We start from the raw sequence: 17641 nt of genomic DNA, 5'->3' as shown, positions 1-17641 counted from the left end.
CGCATCAGTTCGCGGGCCAGTTGTCGATCAGCCGCGCCTTGCCCAGGTGCGCTGCAACCAGCACGCGCGCGGGGCGGTCTCCCAGCGCGTCGAGCGGATCGAGTGTTTCAGCATCGCGCAAGTCGGCATAGTCCACCCGCGCAAAGCCGCCACGCAGCAGGGCCGTGCGCAAGTCTTCCAGTGCGGCATCGGCGTCGGCGCCGGCGTGCAACGCGGCAATCGCCGCCTCGATCGCGCGCGGCAGGGCGACCGCGTTGGCCCGTTCGTGCGCGGTCAGGTACTGGTTGCGGCTGCTGAGCGCCAGGCCATCGGCCTCGCGCACGGTGGGCACGCCGATGATCGCCTCGGCGCGGGGAAAGGCCAGGTCCAGGTCGCGGGCCATGCGGCGGATGATCGCCAACTGCTGCCAGTCCTTTTCCCCGAACAGCGCGAAATCGGGCTGAACCTGGTTGAACAGCTTGCACACCACCGTGGCCACGCCATCGAAGTGGCCGGGCCGCGCCGCGCCGCACAGCGGTTCGTCCAGCCCCGCCACAGAAACCGTGGTGGCAAAGCCGCGCGGGTACATCACCTCGGGGCTGGGTGCCCACAGGATGTCGACCCCTTCGGCGGCGAGCAGCGCGGCATCGCTTTCCAGCCGGCGGGGATAGGCGTCGAAGTCTTCGCCCGGCCCGAACTGGCGCGGATTGACGAAGATCGACACTGCCACGGCATCGGCCAGATCGCGGGCGCGGCGCACCAGCGTGAGGTGGCCTTCGTGCAGGGCGCCCATCGTGGGCACCAGGGCCAGGGTTTTTTCCCCGATTTTGGATGAAGCTACGGCCGCGCGCAGGTCTTCCAGGCGATAGATGGTTTGCACGCCGGGTGCCTCTCCTTTAAGCCGTGGCAACAACCGGCCGCGCGGCGGGGTTTCCCCTAGCCGCGCCGTGCCCGGTCTTCAAGCGTTCGGTTAACCGCCCAGATCGAGAGAGAGCCGCGTGTCGACAGGTCCCCATCGCATCGTTTTCGCCAACGAAAAGGGCGGCACCGGCAAATCGACCACCGCCGTGCACGTCGCCGTGGCGCTCGCTTACCAGGGCGGGCGCGTGGCGGCGATCGACCTGGACAACCGCCAGGCCACGTTGCACCGCTATCTGCAAAACCGCGACGAGACTGCCCGGCGCCGCCAGATCCCGCTGCCCAATGCCACCCACGTGGTGTTCAACGAAACCACGCCCGAAGCGCTCGACGCGTTGGTCGCCGATCTTTCGCAGGATCATGATTTCCTGATCTTCGATACGCCGGGCCGCGACGATCCGCTGGCGCGCCACGTGGCGACCGGCGCCGATACGCTGGTCACCCCGCTGAACGACAGCTTCGTCGATTTCGATCTGATCGGCCAGGTGGACGCCGAGACCTTCCGCGTGCGCCGCCTGTCGTTCTATGCCGAGCTGATCTGGGAAGCGCGCAAGAAGCGCGCCATGGCCACGATCCAGCAGGCCCGGCGCGAGATGGACTGGGTGGTGGTGCGCAACCGCACCCAGCACGTGGAAGCGCGCAACCAGAAGCGTATCGACCAGGCGCTCAACGAACTGTCCAAGCGCGTCGGCTTTCGCATTTCCAACGGCCTGTCGGAACGCGTGATCTATCGCGAACTGTTCCCCAGCGGCCTCACGCTGCTGGACAAGGGGCATCTAGGCGAACTGGGCACCAGCCACCTGGTCGCGCGGCAGGAGTTGCGTACGCTGGTGGCCGGGCTCAACCTGCCGCTGCCTTCGCAGCGCGCGGCCAATGGCGGCCGGGAAAACGGGCAATCCACCCCGATGGTGGACGTGGCGTGACCAAGCTGCTGGTTTTGGCCGCGCTGGTGTGCCTGGCGGTCAAGCTGCTGACGCAGCGCTGGCCGTGGGAACTGGGCCAGCCGCAGGCGCGTTCCTTGGCAGAATTCCGGGCGCGCAATCTCCTGGGCGTGGAGCCGAATGCCAAGCGCGAACAGATCATCGAGGCGCACCGCCGCCTGCTGGCCATGGTCCATCCAGATCGCGGTGGCAGCAGCGAAGCCGTGCACGAAGCCAATGCCGCGCGCGACCTGCTGCTGGCCCGGCTGGTGGAGCGGCGCTGATACCCTGGGCCGTGGTGTAGGGGCCGCCTGATGACCCACCGGTTCGATCCCACGATCCTGCGCGAATACGACGTGCGTGGCGTGTTCGGGCAAAGCCTGGGCGCCGATGATGCGCGCGCGATCGGGCGCACCTTTGGCACGCTGGTGGTGCGCGATGGCGGCGGCACGGTCGTCGTGGGCATGGATGGGCGGGTCAGTTCGCCGATCCTGGAACATGCCTTGGTCGAAGGCCTGGTGGCGAGCGGCGCCGATGTGCTGCGCATCGGCATGGGGCCAACCCCGATGCTCTATTTTGCGGCCATCACCCTGCCCGGCGTGGCGGGGGGCATCCAGGTGACGGGCAGCCACAATCCTCCCACCCACAATGGCTTCAAGCTGGTGCGCGATGGCCAGCCGTTCTTCGGCGCGGCGATCCAGGCGCTGGGCGATCAGGCTGCCGCCGGCGATTGGACCAGCGGCACGGGCGCCGTGCGCCAGGTTGCGGTAATGGATGCCTATGTCGATCGCCTGCTCAAGGGGCTGGATGGCATCGACCGGGAAAGCCTTGCTGGCCTGGCCATGGCGTGGGACGCGGGCAATGGTGCGGCGGGGCCGGTGCTGGAGCGATTGGTGGCCCGGTTGCCTGGGCGGCACGATGTGCTGTTTGCCCAGGTGGATGGCACTTTTCCCAACCATCATCCCGATCCCACGGTGGAGGAAAACCTGGCCGACCTGCGCGCGGCGGTGGCGCGCGGCGGGCTCGATTTCGGGGTGGCTTTTGATGGTGACGCCGATCGCATCGGCGTGGTCGATGGGCAAGGCCGGGTCATCTGGGCCGATCAGTTGCTGATGATTCTGGCGCAGGATCTGCTGGCCCGCCATCCCGGCGCGCTGGTGCTGGGCGATATCAAGACTGGTCGGGCGCTGTTCGAGTCCGTGCGCGCGCTGGGCGGGCGGGCGGAGATGTGGAAATCGGGCCATTCGCACATGAAGGCCCGCCTGCGTGAAAGCGGCGCGTTACTGGCCGGCGAAATGAGTGGGCACGTGTTCCTGGCCGACGATTGGTACGGTTTTGACGATGGCATCTATGCCGCGATCCGCCTCATCGCCGCCGCCGCGCGGCTTGGCCGCTCCGTCAGCGATCTGCGCAGTGCCATGCCCGAAACCGTGGCCACGCCCGAACTGCGCTTTGCCGTGGACGAGGCGCGCAAGTTTGCCGCGATGGACGAGGTGAAAGCCCGGCTGGAGGCTCAAGGCGCCGATATGGTGGCGATCGACGGCGTGCGTGTGACCACGCCCGATGGCTGGTGGCTGCTGCGCGCCTCGCACACCCAGGCTGCGCTGGTGGCGCGGGCCGAAAGCGAGACCGAGGCCGGCCTGGCCCGGCTGATGCAGCAGGTTGATGCGCAACTGGCGCTGTCGGGCCTCGCGCGCGGGCCGCAGGCGGGGCATTGATTGTCCGCGAAGCTGCACAACCAAGGCGCTACCGATGCACGACTTCATTGGCGACCTTATGCAGGACGCGCTTGGCGATCTTGCCTGCGAGAGCGGCAAGGCGGTTCATCGCCGTTGGGGCAGGACCGGTTGCCTGCTGGCCGCCTTGGCGATTTTGCTGGTGGTGGGTGGCGGGCTGTGGCTGCTGACGCGATGACTGCACGTGAACGGACATGGAAGCATCTTGCAATGGGCACTGTCGCCCGGCCATGATGGCCCCATGGGAGCGAGCACGACGGCATGATCATCGGAATTGACCTGGGCACTACCAATTCGGCGGTGGCGCTGTGGGATGGCGACGCGGCGCAGCTTGTGCCCAATGCACTGGGGCAGATGCTGACGCCCTCGGCCGTGTCGGTTCTGCCCGATGGCACCACGCTGGTCGGCCAGGCCGCGCTGGAGCGCATGGCGGCCAAGGACGGCGCTACCCAGGTCAGCTTCAAGCGGTTTATGGGCACCGATCGCAAGCTGAAGCTGGCGCGGCAGACGTTCACCGCCGAAGAGCTTTCGGCGCTGGTGCTGGCCAGCTTGCGCGACGATGTGGCGGCGCAGACCGGCGCTGTGCCGACCGAAGCGGTGATTACCGTGCCGGCCTATTTCAACGACAAGCAGCGCAAGGCCACGCGCCGGGCCGGCGAACTGGCAGGTCTTTCGGTGCGCCGCCTGATCAACGAGCCGACGGCAGCCGCCCTGGCTTTTGGCCTCGCCAGCCGCGGGGAGCACGAACCGTTCCTGGTGTTTGACCTGGGCGGGGGGACCTTCGACGTATCCATCGTGGAAATGTTTGCCGGCATCGTGGAAGTGCGCGCCTCGGCCGGGGACAACCGCCTGGGCGGCGACGATTTCAACGAGGCGCTGGCCCAGGCCGTCCGCACGCGGCTCGATCCCGAAGGGCTGCTCGACAAGGCGCATCCCGAGCGCGCCCGTGCCCTGTTGCTCCAGGCGGCCGAGCGCACCCGCCGCGCGCTGAGCGACAAGGGCGAGGCGGAATTTGCCCTGACCGTTGACGGGGTGCGCCTGGCCACGGCGGTCACGGCGGCCGAGTTGGAAGCGGCGGCGGAACCCCTGCTGCGCCGGCTGCGCGATCCCGTCGTGCGGGCGCTGCGCGACAGCCAGATCGACACGGCCAGCCTTTCCGAAGTGGTGCTGGTGGGCGGCGCCACGCGCATGCCGGTGGTGCGCAAGGCAATCACCCGCCTGTTCGGGCGCTTCCCCAATTCCACCGTCCATCCCGATCATGCCGTGGCGCTGGGCGCGGCGATCCAGGGCGGGTTGATCGCGCGCGATGGCGGGCTGGAAGAAGTGCGCATCACCGATGTCTGCCCGTTCACCCTTGGCGTGGACCGCAGCGAGCGCGACGCGCGTGGCAACGTGATGTCGGGCCTGTTCACCCCGATCATCGAGCGCAACACACCGGTGCCGGTCAGCCGCGTGCACTATTTCCAGACCATGGCCGACAACCAGCGCCGCGTGGAATTCGGCATCTTCCAGGGCGAGGCGCGCGAGGTTTCGGGCAACGTCAAGCTGGGGGCGCTGGAAATTCCGGTGCCGCCGCGGCCAGCGGGCGAAGTGCAGGTGGATGTGCGCTTCAGCTATGATTCCTCGGGGCTTCTGGAAGTGGACGTGACCATTCCAGCGACGGGCGAAAGCCGCAATGTGGTGCTGGCCGACGAGGAAGACCGCAAGGACGAGGCAGAGCTCGACCGCCGCCGCCGCGCGCTGGCCGCACTGAAAGTCCACCCGCGCGAAGAGGCTGCCAACCAGGCACTCCTGGCGCGGGCCGAGCGCCTGTGGGAAGACCATCTGGGCGATGTGCGCGAGGCGATCGGGCACTGGATCCTGGCGTTCCAGGGCGCGCTGGAAACCCAGGATCACCGTGTGATTGCGCAGGCCAGTGCCGATCTGGCGATGCGGCTCGATAGCCTGGACGCCGAGATGCCCCTATGAGTGCCGACCTGTGAGTGCCGACCTGTGAGTGGTGCCTTGCGCGCCGCGTGGCGCCGGCTGGGGATCGATCCCACCGCAGACCAGGCGGCAATCCGCCGCGCCTATGCCGATGCCTTGCGTGCGATGGACGTGGACGCCGATGTGGCAGGCTTTTCCGCCTTGCGCGAGGCCCGCGATGCCGTGCTCGCCTGGGCGCGCCAGCAGCCCGCCGATGCGCCGATCGCGGAGGTCTTGCCGGAGCAGGGGCCGGCGGAAGCGGACGCGTTCGTGCCTGGCACCTGGCCCCATGCCGCCCCCCGGCTCGATGGCCTGGCGGGCGATGGCGTGGTGCAGGCCGGAACGGACGATCGCCACGATGCGCTGGTGCCGCCGCTGCCGCTTGCGCCCGCCAGCGGCCCGTCCGATCCCCAGTTCGCGCTGCGGCAGCCCACGCTGGGCGTGGTCGAATGGTTTGCCTCCGATGTCGATCCGGTGCGGCTGGCGCGGCCTGAACAGCCGCGGGCCGATCACGCGCTCCATGCCCTGCTGCTGGAAGGGCCGGGCACCGAATTCGGCCTGAGCGAGGACGAACGCGCCGACGCGCAGGCGCATGTGGCAGCGTTGATCGCGCAGGCCGATGCTGGCGGGGTGGACCTGTGGGGCCGCACCGAGGAATGGCTGGCCGAAACCTTGGCACGCGGCTGGCCGCGTTCGGCGCCCTTGCTCGACAGCGCAGCGCAGGCCTTCGGCTGGGCGGACCGCCCTGCCACGACCGGGGATTCACCCGCTGTCGCTTTCCTGATCCCGCGCCTGGGCACGCAGCCCCTGGTGCGCACGGTGCGGCCGGCTGAAGATGCGCTGTTCGTGCTGCTGTTGCCAGAAACCGGCCACAAGGCGCCATTGACCGACGCGCAGGAGGAAGAAGCGCGGCAGTTGCTCGACACTGTGCTGGCCGAGGCACACGAGGAGCAGGTGGAGCGATCGAATGCGATCGAAACCTGGCTGGCCGAGGTTTTGGCGCAAGCCTGGCCACGCAGCGCCCCGCTGCTTGAACCGGTGGCGCAAGCGTTCAACTGGGAAAGCGAGCGCGGCCAGTTGCACGAGCGCCCCGCGATCGCCTTTCTCAATGCCCGGCTCCGCGGCCTGCGCTTTACCGAAAAAGTGCAGGACAAGGGCCATCCCCTGCACAAGGCGTGGGTGGAACTAACCCGTGATGGCAGCCGCAAGGGCCTGTTCGTGCCCAAGCGGCAGGTGCGCCAGTTGATCGACGGCGTGCGCACCAACTTTCCCGAGCTGGAGCAGCACTTCAACCCCGTGCTCGTGGCCGCGTGGGAGGGCCAAGGGGGCGGTCTCGGCGCCAAGTTCGGCTGGATTGCGATTGTCGTGATCGGGGTTATCCGCATGATCATCGCGATCAGTGATTACGGGCAGAACCACCAGGTCGGCGCGCCTGCGGTGACGGCACCCTATGAAGCGGGCGCCCCTGCCACGCCTGGGCAAAGTGCAGGTGCCGATTTCGACCCGGTCACCGATCCGACGTTGGCAGACGTGCTGCACCAGATGTTCGGCCCTGCCATGACCTATCCCCAAGTCTACAAGGCCGATGCCAAGCTGGCCGCCGCGATCAAGGCCAACCGGCGGATGCTGGCCGATCCGGGGGAACTGGCCCACGCGGGGCAAGTGGTGCTGACGCAGCGGTTCCTCCAGGCGCGCCCGCACGCCGGGCCAGCCCGGCTCGAAGCGCTGGCCCGGTGGCGGCTCGACATGATGCTCGCAGCCAAGGCCGATGGCCCGGAAACCTGCCTGAGCGTCTATCACTGGGATGACTTGCCCAAAGGCGTGCAACTGACCGAAGCGGCACTGGGCCGGCAACAGGCCCTGGCCCGCGCGATGCTCGCCGCCGGTGAACTCGATCCACCACCGCCAAGCGGCTACAGTCGCAGCTATCGCATACCCGGCCCGATGATCGACCAGATCATCAGGGCCACCGGGCTGTCGCAAGCGGCGGTATCGGCCGTGTTCGACGGGCATGGGGCGCCCAACACTGTCTGCGCGGTGCAAACAGCCCTCATCAAGGCGGCACTGGGATGGAAGGGGCCAGAGCGCACGGCGATCTTGCGCAACTTCTGAACGCAGCCACCCCCCTGGCAGGGATGGCGACGAACGGCGGTTTCAATGGCGTTCAACAAGGGCGATACCACGTCCGTGGCGGGCTATGTTGCCGGCAAGAAGAACTGATGCCTTTGCCCCGGACGCCAGGTGGACCTGGCGCCTGGGGCTTCCTATCTAACCCTAATGGCCACGATCCCGCCCGAAATTGCCGATTGGTTTGCCGGGCGGGGCTGGCGGGTGCGGCGGCACCAGGCCGAAATGCTCGATGCCGCCGATGCCGGGCAGCATGCGCTGCTGGTGGCCGATACCGGCGCGGGCAAGACGCTGGCCGGGTTCCTGCCCACGCTGGCGGCGTTCTGCCCCTCGCGCCTTGGCCGGGAGGCGGCGCCCGACGGGCTGCACACGCTCTATATCTCGCCCTTGAAAGCACTGGCGCACGACGTACAGCGCAACCTGCTCGCGCCGATTGCCGAAATGGGCCTGAACCTGCGGGTGGAAACGCGCAGCGGCGATACGCCGTCCGATCGCAAGGCGCGGCAGCGCGCCCGCCCGCCGCACGTGCTGCTGACCACGCCTGAATCGCTGTCGCTGCTGCTCAGCTATCCCGAGGCTTGTGAAATTTTCAGCGGGCTGAAGCGGGTGGTGATCGACGAGATTCACGCCTTTGCAACCGGCAAGCGCGGGGACTTGCTGGCCCTTGCCCTGTCGCGCCTGCAAGCCATCAGCCCCGATCTGCAACGCGCGGCGCTGTCGGCCACCGTGGCTGAGCCCGAGGGGTTTCGGGCGTGGCTGGCCCCGTGGGGCGAGATCGACGGCGTGGCCCTGGTGGAGGGGGAGGAGGGCGCCCCGCCCGAAGTGGAAATCCTGTTGCCGCGGGAAGAGCGCGTGCCCTGGGGCGGGCATGCCGCCGCCTGGGCCGTGCCCCAGCTGATCGAGATGATCCGCGCCAACCGCGTCACCCTGGTGTTCACCAACACGCGCTTCCTGGCCGAATATATCTTTCAACTGCTGTGGGATGCCAACGAGGGCAACCTGCCGATCGGCATTCACCATGGCTCGCTTTCGGCCGAGGCGCGACGCAAGGTGGAAGGCGCCATGGCGCGCGGGGAACTGCGCGCGCTGGTCTGCACCGCCAGCCTCGATCTGGGCGTGGATTGGGGCGACATCGACCTAGTGGTGCAGATGGGGGCACCCAAGGGTTCGTCGCGTCTGTTGCAGCGCATCGGCCGTGCCAACCACCGGCTCGACCAGGCGAGCCGCGCCGTGCTGGTGCCCGGCAACCGCTTTGAATACCTGGAAGCCATGGCCGCGCGCGATGCGGTGCACGAAGGCCAGCGCGATGGCGAGGATTTCCGCCCCGGCGGCTTGGACGTGCTGGCCCAGCATGTCATGGGCTGCGCCTGCGCCGGCCCGTTCGAAGAAGCGGCGCTGCTGCGCGAAGTGCGCTCGGCACTGGCCTATGCCTGGGTGGACGAAGCCGCCTTTGCCCGCGTGCTCGATTTCGTGGCCACCGGGGGCTATTCCCTGCGCGCCTACGATCGCTTTGCCCGCATCGTGCGCGACCGCAATGGCACCTGGCGCCTGACTCACCCGGAGCAAGCCGCGCGGCACCGGCTGAACGCGGGGATCATCGTCGATTCCGAAATGCTGGAAGTGCGCTTTCGCAACGGCCGCTCGCTTGGCAAAGTGGAAGAGCATTTCGGCGCGCAGCTGAGCCCGGGCGACACGTTCCGCTTTGCCGGGCTGGACCTGGAAGTGGAAGGCGTGCGCGATCTGGAACTGGTGGTGCGCGCCGCGAAAAAGGCCGGGCAGATCCCCAGCTATGGCGGGGCGCGCATGCCGCTGACCACGCACCTTTCCACCCGCGTGCAGGCGATGCTGGCCAATCGCGGCACCTGGGCGCGTTTCCCCGATGATGTGCGCGAATGGCTGGAAATGCAGGATTGGCGCAGCCGCCTGCCGGCGCCGGGCGAACTGCTGGTCGAAAGCTTTCCCCACCATGGCCGCGCCTACAGCGTGTTCTACACGTTCGAGGGGTGGAACGCGAACCAGTCGCTGGGGATGCTGATCACCCGGCGGATGGAGGAACGCGGGCTGGGTCCGCTGGGCTTTGTCGCCAACGACTATGCCTTGGCGGTGTGGAGCCTGCGCCCGATCCGCGATCCGGCGCCGCTGCTTTCGCCCGACATTCTCACTGACGAATTCGTCGAATGGGTGCAGAATTCGCACCTCCTGCGCCGCGCTTTCCGCGAAGTGGCGGTGATTTCCGGCCTGGTGGAGCGCCAGCATCCCGGCAAGCGCAAGAGCGGCAAGCAGGTCACGTTCTCGACCGACCTGATCTATGACGTGCTGCGCAAGTACGAGCCCGACCATGTGCTGATCAAAGCCGCCTGGGCCGATGCCCGCGCGCGGATGACCGACGTGGGCCGCCTGGCCGACCTGCTCGACCGATCGGCGGCTGAACTGGTCCATGTGGAGCTGGAGCGCGTAACCCCGCTGGCCGTGCCGGTGTTGGTGATGATTGGGCGCGAGAGCCTGCCGGCAGGGGCGGCGGATGATGAGCTGGTGCTGGAGGCGGAAAGCCTGGGCGGGCTGGCGATGCGGGCGGATTAGCGGCTTTGGGGTTGGCCGACAGGGGCTTCGACAGGCTCGGTCCGAACGGAATTCCACGATTGTCTTCCAGCTCCCGTTTGCCCTCAGCCTGTCGAACGGCGGCCAGCGCAACACGAGCGGCAAGCGCCGCACCCACAAAAAAGGCCGGAAGGTTTCCCCTCCGGCCTCTTTGCTAACCGTGATTGGCGGATCAGCCCTTGAGCACTTCGGCCAGGGTTTCGCCCAGCAGGCTCGGCGAGGGGGAGACGCGGATGCCCGCAGCTTCCATCGCGGCGATCTTGCTTTCCGCATCGCCCTTGCCGCCCGAGACGATTGCCCCGGCGTGGCCCATGCGGCGGCCCGGAGGGGCCGAGCGACCGGCGATGAAGCCGGCCATCGGCTTCTTGCGGCCGCGCTTGGCTTCGTCGATCAGGAACTGCGCGGCCTGTTCTTCCGCGTCGCCGCCGATTTCACCGATCATGATGATCGACTTGGTTTCTTCGTCGGCGAGGAACAGTTCCAGCACGTCGATGAAGTTGGTGCCGTTGACCGGGTCGCCGCCGATGCCCACAGCGGTGGTCTGGCCCAGGCCGATGTTCGAGGTCTGGAACACGGCTTCATAGGTGAGCGTGCCCGAGCGCGAGACCACGCCGACCGAGCCCTTCTTGAAGATCGAACCGGGCATGATGCCGATCTTGCACTCGTTGGGCGTGAGCACGCCGGGGCAGTTCGGGCCGATCAGGCGCGACTTGCTGCCAGCCAGGGCACGCTTCACGCGCACCATGTCGAGCACCGGGATGCCTTCGGTGATCGCCACGATCAGTTCCATTTCCGCGTCGATCGCTTCCAGGATCGAATCGGCAGCGAACGGCGGCGGCACATAGATGCAGGAAGCCGTGGCACCGGTGGCGTGCTTGGCTTCGGCCACGGTGTTGAAGTTGGGCAGCCCGATGTGGGTGGTGCCGCCCTTGCCGGGCGTCACGCCGCCGACCATCTGCGTGCCATAGGCCAGGGCCTGTTCCGTGTGGAACGTGCCGGTGGCACCGGTCATGCCCTGGGTGATGACCTTGGTGTTCTTGTTGACCAGAATGCTCATGGATCAGGCGACCTTCTGCACTTCGGCGACGATCTTCTTGGCAGCATCACCAAGGTCGTTGGCCGGAACGATGGGGAGACCGGAGTTGGCGAGGATATCCTTGCCCGCTTGCACGTTGGTGCCTTCGAGGCGCACGACGAGGGGAACCTGCAGGTTCACTTCCTTGGCCGCGGCGACGATGCCTTCGGCGATGATGTCGCACTTCATGATGCCGCCGAAGATGTTGACGAGAATGCCCTTCACCGCCGGATCCGACAGGATCAGCTTGAACGCGGCCGTCACCTTTTCCTTGTTGGCGCCACCGCCCACGTCGAGGAAGTTGGCGGGGAACATGCCGTTGAGCTTGATGATATCCATCGTCGCCATGGCGAGACCGGCGCCGTTGACCATGCAGCCGATGTCGCCATCGAGCTTGATATAGGCCAGATCGTACTTGCTGGCTTCGATTTCGGCCGGGTCTTCCTCGGTTTCGTCACGCAGTGCAACAACGTCGGGGTGACGATAGAGCGCGTTCGAATCGAAGCTCATCTTGGTGTCCAGAACGAGCAGCTTGCCGTCCTTGGTTTCCACCAGCGGGTTGATTTCCAGCATGTCGCAATCGAGCGCGACAAACGCGGTGTAGAGCTGCTGGGCGATCTTGGCGGCCTGCTTGTTGAGGTCGCCCGAAAGGCCAAGGGCAAAGCCCACGGCGCGGCCGTGATGCGGCATGAAGCCCTGCGCGGGGTCGATCGTGATCGTGGTGATCTTTTCGGGAGTCGCATGGGCGACTTCCTCGATGTCCATCCCGCCTTCGGTCGAGACGATCAGGGCGACGCGGCCAGTGGCGCGGTCGACGACCAGCGAGAGGTAGTATTCCTTGGCGATATCAACGCCATCGGTCACATAGAGGCGGTTGACCTGCTTGCCCGCTTCACCGGTCTGCACGGTGACGAGGGTGTTGCCGAGCATTTCCTGGGCGAAGGCTTCGACTTCCTCGATGCTCTTGGCCAGGCGCACGCCGCCCTTGGCATCGGGGCCCAGTTCCTTGAACTTGCCCTTGCCACGGCCACCGGCGTGGATCTGCGCCTTGACGACGTAGAGGGGCCCGGGAAGCTGCTTGGCCGCAGCCACCGCTTCTTCGACCGTGAGGGCGGCGATGCCGGCCGGAATGCCGACGCCAAATTTCGCCAGCAGTTCCTTGGCCTGATATTCGTGGACGTTCATGCAGGATCCCCGCTTACGTATGAGTGAAGGGATGGCTTGCGCCGTGATTTTCCGCGCTGCCATAAGCACAGGTCTTCGCAGTTGCAAAGGCCTTCGTTGCCCGATCGGCTGTGCACTGTCGGAATCGCTAGCCCGCGGCGCGCCTGCAACCTTGCTCTTCACCGCCATTCCGTCCCGGCAATCCGTCTTGCCAATCGGGCTGGGCGCGCCCAAGGCTGGGCGGCATATGATCGATCCCGTCACTCTGGCCGCAATCGTGGATGAAGCCGCTGCCAAGGCGCTGGCGCTGTGGCCCGGTCATGGACACGTGCCCAAGGTGTGGGAAAAGGGCCCGAACAATCCGGTGTGCGAAGCCGATATCGCGGTCGATACGTACCTGCGCGTCGCACTGGGTGACCTTGTGCCCGATGCCGGCTGGCTTTCCGAAGAGACGGCGGATGACCCCGCCCGGCTGGCGCGCGAGCGCTGCTGGGTGGTCGATCCGGTGGACGGCACGCGCGATTTCGTGCGCGGGCGGCCGGGCTGGGCCGTCTCGGTGGCGTTGATCGACACCGGGCGCCCGGTGGTGGCGATGCTGGCGGCGCCGGCACGCGGCGAAGTGTGGCTGGCCCAGGCCGGGCATGGTGCGACGCGCAACGGCGTGCCGCTGGTGGCGAGCCAGCGCACGCAATTGCACGGCGCACGCATGCCCACAGACCACATGCCGCCCGGCAGCGTGGACCTGACCATGGTGGCCAAGCCCAATTCCATCGCCTTGCGCATGGCCATGGTCGCTTCGGCCGAAGCCGATCTGCTGGCCACATGGCGCTGGGGCTATGAATGGGACATCGCCGCCGCCGCCCTCATCGCGCAGGAGGCCGGGGCGACGGTCACCGATGCCCATGGCAGCGCGCTTGCGTTCAACAAACCCGATCCGCGCACGTTCGGCGTGCTGGTCAGTGCCCCCGCGATCCACGCCGAAGCGCGTGCGCGGGTGGCGCCGACCACCGCCAAGGCGCTGCGCGGCTGACGGTGTTGCCGGTTCGAGGCGGCGATCAGGCCGGCTCGAAATCCTCGGTGTCGATCGTGGGCAGCATGGCGCCGGCATAGCGGTGGCCAGCCACGGTCTGCTGGTTGATCAGGGCGTCGATTTCTGCTGTCACCTGCGCCGGGATCGCCCAGTTCCAGCGGGCGATGTTTTCTTCCAGGTGCGCGATCTTGCCGGTGCCGGGGATGGCCACGATGTGCTCGCCCTTGCCCAGCACCCACGCCAGCGAAAGCTGCGCCGGGGTCACGCCTTCGCGTGTGGCAATGGCGTTGAAGGCATCGACCAGCGTCAGGTTGCGTGGCCAGTTGTCGCCCATGAAGCGTGGCATGGCCTTGCGGATGTCTCCAGCTTCCAGCGCCTCGGGATCGCGCACGCCATTGGCCAGAACGCCGCGCGCCACGGGCGAGAACGCGACGAACGTGGTGCCCAGATCGCGGCAGGCCTCGATCACGGCGATTTCCGCCTGGCGCGTCCAGGGCGAATATTCGGTCTGCATCGCGGCAATCGGGTGCACGGCGGCGGCACGGCGCAGCGTGTCGGCCGACATTTCCGAAAGGCCGATGGCGCCGATCTTGCCTTCCTTGACGAGGTCGGCCATCGCGCCCACCGAATCCTCGATCGGCACTTTGAAATCGCGCCGGTGCATATAGTAGAGATCGATGTGATCGGTCTGGAGCAGGGCGAGCGACTTTTCCAGTTCCGCGCGGATCGTGTCGGGGTGGCAATCGATCCCGCGCTTTTCGCCGCTGGCGAAAATGCCCATCTTGCTGGCCAGGAACACCTTGTCGCGCTTGCCCTTGAGGGCCTGGCCAACGAGGGTTTCATTATGGCCATGGCCATAAAGACGCGCGGTGTCGAAATGATCGTAGCCCAGGTCGATGGCGCGGTGCAGCAGGGCAATGCCGTCGGCATCGCTCGGCCGCTCGCCATAGGCCCAGCTCAGCGACATGCAGCCAAGGCCGATCGGGTTGAGCGTTCGCCCGGCGAGCGCGCGGCGGGTGATCTGCGAAGTGGACATGGCCAGTTTCTCCTTGTTGACGCGCGAGATGCCAGCCCATGCCGCATTGCGTCAACCAGTATGCAGGGCAAACGAAAAGGGGCGCCACCCGATCCGGATGGCGCCCCTTTTGCTAGGTTTGCGGTGGCGGCGCTTACTGGCCGCGGGCGCGGGCCACGTCGTCCTGGGTGACGGGCACGATCTTGATTTCCACGCGGCGGTTGGCGGCGCGGCCTTCCTCGGTGGCGTTGGAGGCGACCGGGCGGGTCTTGCCGAAGCCTTGCGCACGGATGCGCGCCGGGGCCACCCCGCGCGAAGACAGGTAATCGGCCACGGCCTGGGCGCGGTTCTGCGACAAGGTCATGTTGTAGGCGTCCGAACCGGTGGAATCGGTGTGGCCATAAACGTCGATCAGCGAGTTGGGATACTGCGTGAGCGATTGCGCCACGCGGTCCAGCGTGTCGCGGAACGCCGGCTTGATCATCGTGCTGTCGGTGTCGAACGTGACGCCGTTGGGCAGGTTGACCAGGATGGCCTGGCCATTGTCGGTCGGCGTGACGTCGACGCCCGAACCGGCGGTCTGTTCGCGCAGCTGCTTGATCTGCTTGTCCATGGTGTAACCCACGGCCGCGCCGGCGATGCCGCCGATGCCCGCGCCCACGATGCGGCCGGTGCCGCCGCCGATCAGCCCGCCCAGCAGCAGGCCACCCAGTGCGCCAGCGCCGGCGCCGATCGCCGTGCGCGATACCTTCTGCTGGCCTGTGTTGGGATCGGTGACGCAGGCCGAAAGGCTGACCAGCGACACGGCGCACATGCTTGAGACGAGCACCCGACTGAACTTCATGATAAATTCCCCTTTTGCATCCACCGCCCGGCGTTTTGCCATGCCAGGCGTCCCGACATGATCGGTAATTCGGACGAAACCAATACACCAGCCCCGCCTGAATGGTTCCCGAATAGGCGGGGGCCCTGCCGGCGCGATGCAAGGTCTTCGCGGCGCGGCACAAATCTGCTAGGGGCATGCGCGTGACCTCTTTTCCGTGGCCAGACGCCCTCGTGATCCTGGGCCTTGTCGTGCTCAACGGCCTGTTTTCCATGTCGGAACTGGCCATTGTCTCGGCACGGCCAGCCCGCCTGAAAGTCCTGGCCGAAAGCGGCCGCGGGGGCGCCAAGGTGGCGTTGGAGCTGGCGGCAGACCCCGGAAAATTTTTGTCGACCGTGCAGATCGGCATCACCCTGGTGGGCATTGTGGCCGGTGCCTATTCCGGTTCCAGCCTGGGCGGGCCGGTGGGCGAGCGGCTGGCAGCGCTCGGCGTGCCGCAGGCCTATGCTGCCGAGGCGGGCTTTGCCCTCGTCATTGCCATCACCACGTATCTCAGCCTGGTGGTGGGCGAACTGGTGCCCAAGCAACTGGCGCTCAATGCGGCCGAGCCGATCGCGGTGGTGGCAGCGCGACCCATGGTCATCATGTCGCGCGTGACGGCGCCGTTCGTCTGGGCGCTCAACCGGTCTTCTGGCCTTATCATCCGCCTGTTGGGCCTGTCGCGCGGCGGAGATCAGGAAGTCACCGCCGAAGAACTCCAGATGATCTTTGCCGAAGCGACGCGTTCGGGCGTGATCGAGGAAGAAGAGCGCGCGCTGATGGCCAGCGTGATGCGCCTGGCCGATCGCCCCGTGCGCGAGGTGATGACGCCGCGCATCGAAGTGCACTGGATCGAGCAGGACGCCGTGCCCGCAGACCTGGACGCCGCGATCGAGGACAGCCCGCATTCGCTGTTGCTGGTGGCCGATGGTTCGGTCGATCGCATTGTGGGCGTGGTCAAAGTGCGCGATGTGCTGGCCGCGCGCCTGCGCGGGGCAGAGCCGGACCTGGCCAGCCTGATGAAGAAGCCGGCCATCGTGCCCGACCGCCTGGATACGATGGATGCACTGCGGGTGATCCAGCAGGCCGAAGTGGCCCTTGCCCTGGTCCATGACGAATATGGCCATCTCGAAGGGATCGTCACGCCGGCCGACCTTCTGGCCGCGATCGCCGGCAATTTCGTGGCCCATGGCGACGAAGGCGATGGGCCGATGATCACCGAGCGTGAGGACGGTTCGCTGCTGATCGCCGGTGCGCTGCCGGCCGATGCCATGGCAGACCGCCTGGGCATCGATCTGCCCGAAGACCGCGACTATGCCACTGCCGCCGGCTTTGCGCTTTCGGTGCTGCGCAAGCTGCCCACCGAAGGCGAGCATTTCACCGAGCAGGGCTGGCGCTTCGAAGTGGTCGACATGGACGGCCGCAAGATCGACAAGCTCTTGGTGCAGCGCGCCAAGGCCGCGACGCCGCCGGCCGAACTGGACGGCTGATCAGAGCAGTCCGTACCCCACTAGGTCGGCCTCCAGCGCGGCGGCGCCCTGGGTGAAGTGGTGGGTGTGCCAGCCCAGGGCGCGGGCCGTGGCGATGTTGGCGGCGTTGTCGTCGATGAACAGCATCGTTTCCGGCGTCTGGCCAAACCGCTGCGCCGCCAATTCGAAAATGGCCGGATCGGGCTTGATCAGCCGTTCCGCCCCAGACACCACGATATCGCGGCAATGGTCGAGGATCGGGAACGTGGGGCGAAACAGCGCCCAGGCATCCACCCCGAAATTGGTGATGGCATATTGCGGCACGGTGCGCGCGCCCAGGCGGCGGACAAGATCGTGCGTACCGGCGACGGGGCCTGGAATACTGTCCATCCAGTGGCTGGCATAGCGGGCGATCAGGGCGGCATGCTGCGGAAATTGGGCTATGCGCGCAGGCACCATGTCCGACCAGGGCACGCCGGCATCGTGTTGGCCGTGCCATTCCTCGCTCACCACCTCGGCCACGAAACGCGCGCGCGCTGCCGCATCGGGAATGGCATCGCGATAGAGCAACGCCAGATCCCATTCCACCAGCACCCGGCCCACATCCCACACGACGACGGTTGGTTGGGCAGGGGAATCGGTCATGGCAGGGCATCCATGCAAAGGTGGGCGTCACGCCCGTGGCGCACAAACGGAACCAGCCCGCTTCCTGGGCCGGGGCCGCAACAGGTGCGGTTACCGGGCCAGGAAGCGGGCTGGAAGCAGCGTTGCAGCCTTGCCGGT

At 67.1% G+C, this 17641-nt stretch carries 15 protein-coding genes; 9 read left to right on the top strand and 6 right to left on the bottom strand.

Annotation, left to right across the window (positions count from 1 at the left end; translation table 11 throughout):
- Positions 1 to 4 precede the first annotated feature (4 nt).
- The gene (gene panC / locus FHT19_RS22915) at positions 5 to 859 is read right to left on the bottom strand and encodes a pantoate--beta-alanine ligase (protein ID WP_169476970.1); all 855 of its coding nucleotides are present in this window, start codon (positions 857 to 859) and stop codon (positions 5 to 7) included.
- Positions 860 to 977: 118 nt separating this feature from the next.
- On the opposite strand from panC, the gene FHT19_RS22910 reads away from it, so the two are divergent.
- The 7 genes from FHT19_RS22910 (at position 978) to FHT19_RS22880 (ending at position 10225) form a co-directional block, all read left to right on the top strand.
- Positions 978 to 1820 carry a division plane positioning ATPase MipZ gene (locus FHT19_RS22910; RefSeq protein ID WP_168557986.1) on the top strand — a complete coding sequence of 281 codons (843 nt, stop codon included), beginning with the start codon at positions 978 to 980 and terminating at the stop codon, positions 1818 to 1820.
- A complete protein-coding gene (locus FHT19_RS22905; protein WP_169476969.1) occupies positions 1817 to 2101 on the top strand; it encodes a DnaJ domain-containing protein in 285 nt (94 codons plus the stop codon). The genes FHT19_RS22910 and FHT19_RS22905 overlap by 4 nt, the downstream gene beginning before the upstream one ends.
- Before the next feature lie 30 nt (positions 2102 to 2131).
- On the top strand, positions 2132 to 3535 hold the full coding sequence (locus FHT19_RS22900; protein WP_169476968.1) for a phosphomannomutase/phosphoglucomutase: 1404 nt from the start codon (positions 2132 to 2134) through the stop codon (positions 3533 to 3535).
- Positions 3536 to 3569: 34 nt separating this feature from the next.
- Positions 3570 to 3731 (top strand): hypothetical protein, encoded by a 162-nt coding sequence (locus tag FHT19_RS22895; protein ID WP_169476967.1) that lies wholly within the window; start codon positions 3570 to 3572, stop codon positions 3729 to 3731.
- 83 nt (positions 3732 to 3814) lie between these two features.
- Entirely contained in the window at positions 3815 to 5521 is a 1707-nt protein-coding gene (locus tag FHT19_RS22890) for an Hsp70 family protein (protein ID WP_169476966.1), read from the top strand.
- A gap of 24 nt (positions 5522 to 5545) precedes the next feature.
- A complete protein-coding gene (locus tag FHT19_RS22885; protein ID WP_169476965.1) occupies positions 5546 to 7630 on the top strand; it encodes a hypothetical protein in 2085 nt (694 codons plus the stop codon).
- 165 nt (positions 7631 to 7795) lie between these two features.
- Positions 7796 to 10225, top strand: coding sequence for a ligase-associated DNA damage response DEXH box helicase (locus FHT19_RS22880; protein WP_169476964.1), 2430 nt, complete (start codon positions 7796 to 7798; stop codon positions 10223 to 10225).
- A gap of 190 nt (positions 10226 to 10415) precedes the next feature.
- Here the strand turns inward: FHT19_RS22880 and sucD are convergent, their stop codons facing one another.
- Together sucD and sucC are read right to left on the bottom strand one after the other, a co-directional pair.
- Positions 10416 to 11300 (bottom strand): succinate--CoA ligase subunit alpha, encoded by an 885-nt coding sequence (gene sucD, locus FHT19_RS22875; RefSeq protein ID WP_022675716.1) that lies wholly within the window; start codon positions 11298 to 11300, stop codon positions 10416 to 10418.
- A 3-nt stretch (positions 11301 to 11303) separates the two neighbouring features.
- Entirely contained in the window at positions 11304 to 12503 is a 1200-nt protein-coding gene (gene sucC, locus FHT19_RS22870) for an ADP-forming succinate--CoA ligase subunit beta (RefSeq protein ID WP_168557993.1), read from the bottom strand.
- Positions 12504 to 12729: 226 nt separating this feature from the next.
- Between sucC and FHT19_RS22865 the strand changes: the two genes are divergently transcribed.
- Positions 12730 to 13512, top strand: coding sequence for a 3'(2'),5'-bisphosphate nucleotidase CysQ (locus FHT19_RS22865; protein ID WP_168557994.1), 783 nt, complete (start codon positions 12730 to 12732; stop codon positions 13510 to 13512).
- Between the two features lie 25 nt (positions 13513 to 13537).
- Here the strand turns inward: FHT19_RS22865 and FHT19_RS22860 are convergent, their stop codons facing one another.
- Both FHT19_RS22860 and FHT19_RS22855 read right to left on the bottom strand, forming a co-directional pair.
- On the bottom strand, positions 13538 to 14548 hold the full coding sequence (locus FHT19_RS22860; protein ID WP_169476963.1) for an aldo/keto reductase: 1011 nt from the start codon (positions 14546 to 14548) through the stop codon (positions 13538 to 13540).
- 133 nt (positions 14549 to 14681) lie between these two features.
- Positions 14682 to 15371, bottom strand: a complete 690-nt coding sequence (locus FHT19_RS22855; protein WP_168557996.1) for an OmpA family protein — start codon at positions 15369 to 15371, stop codon at positions 14682 to 14684.
- A 182-nt stretch (positions 15372 to 15553) separates the two neighbouring features.
- Here FHT19_RS22855 and FHT19_RS22850 point away from each other — a divergent pair, with 182 nt between their 5' ends.
- A complete protein-coding gene (locus FHT19_RS22850) occupies positions 15554 to 16879 on the top strand; it encodes a hemolysin family protein (RefSeq protein ID WP_168557997.1) in 1326 nt (441 codons plus the stop codon).
- Here the strand turns inward: FHT19_RS22850 and FHT19_RS22845 are convergent, their stop codons facing one another.
- Positions 16880 to 17503 (bottom strand): HAD family phosphatase, encoded by a 624-nt coding sequence (locus tag FHT19_RS22845; RefSeq protein ID WP_168557998.1) that lies wholly within the window; start codon positions 17501 to 17503, stop codon positions 16880 to 16882.
- Positions 17504 to 17641 lie beyond the last annotated feature (138 nt).

Source organism: Novosphingobium sp. SG919 (genome assembly GCF_012932495.1).
Taxonomy (GTDB): Bacteria; Pseudomonadota; Alphaproteobacteria; order Sphingomonadales; family Sphingomonadaceae; genus Novosphingobium; species Novosphingobium rhizosphaerae.
The sequence above is the reverse complement of the archived record's forward strand: the minus strand, read 5'-3'. Positions and strand labels throughout refer to the sequence as shown.

Excerpts from the sequence above, each read along its gene's own strand:
- FHT19_RS22900 (WP_169476968.1), top strand. The coding sequence starts at position 2,132 with ATGACCCACCGGTTCGATCCCACGATCCTGCGCGAATACGACGTGCGT.
- FHT19_RS22895 (WP_169476967.1), top strand. The coding sequence starts at position 3,570 with ATGCACGACTTCATTGGCGACCTTATGCAGGACGCGCTTGGCGATCTT.
- FHT19_RS22890 (WP_169476966.1), top strand. The coding sequence starts at position 3,815 with ATGATCATCGGAATTGACCTGGGCACTACCAATTCGGCGGTGGCGCTG.
- FHT19_RS22880 (WP_169476964.1), top strand. The coding sequence starts at position 7,796 with ATGGCCACGATCCCGCCCGAAATTGCCGATTGGTTTGCCGGGCGGGGC.
- sucD (WP_022675716.1), bottom strand. The coding sequence starts at position 11,300 with ATGAGCATTCTGGTCAACAAGAACACCAAGGTCATCACCCAGGGCATG.
- sucC (WP_168557993.1), bottom strand. The coding sequence starts at position 12,503 with ATGAACGTCCACGAATATCAGGCCAAGGAACTGCTGGCGAAATTTGGC.
- FHT19_RS22865 (WP_168557994.1), top strand. The coding sequence starts at position 12,730 with ATGATCGATCCCGTCACTCTGGCCGCAATCGTGGATGAAGCCGCTGCC.
- FHT19_RS22860 (WP_169476963.1), bottom strand. The coding sequence starts at position 14,548 with ATGTCCACTTCGCAGATCACCCGCCGCGCGCTCGCCGGGCGAACGCTC.
- FHT19_RS22855 (WP_168557996.1), bottom strand. The coding sequence starts at position 15,371 with ATGAAGTTCAGTCGGGTGCTCGTCTCAAGCATGTGCGCCGTGTCGCTG.
- FHT19_RS22845 (WP_168557998.1), bottom strand. The coding sequence starts at position 17,503 with ATGACCGATTCCCCTGCCCAACCAACCGTCGTCGTGTGGGATGTGGGC.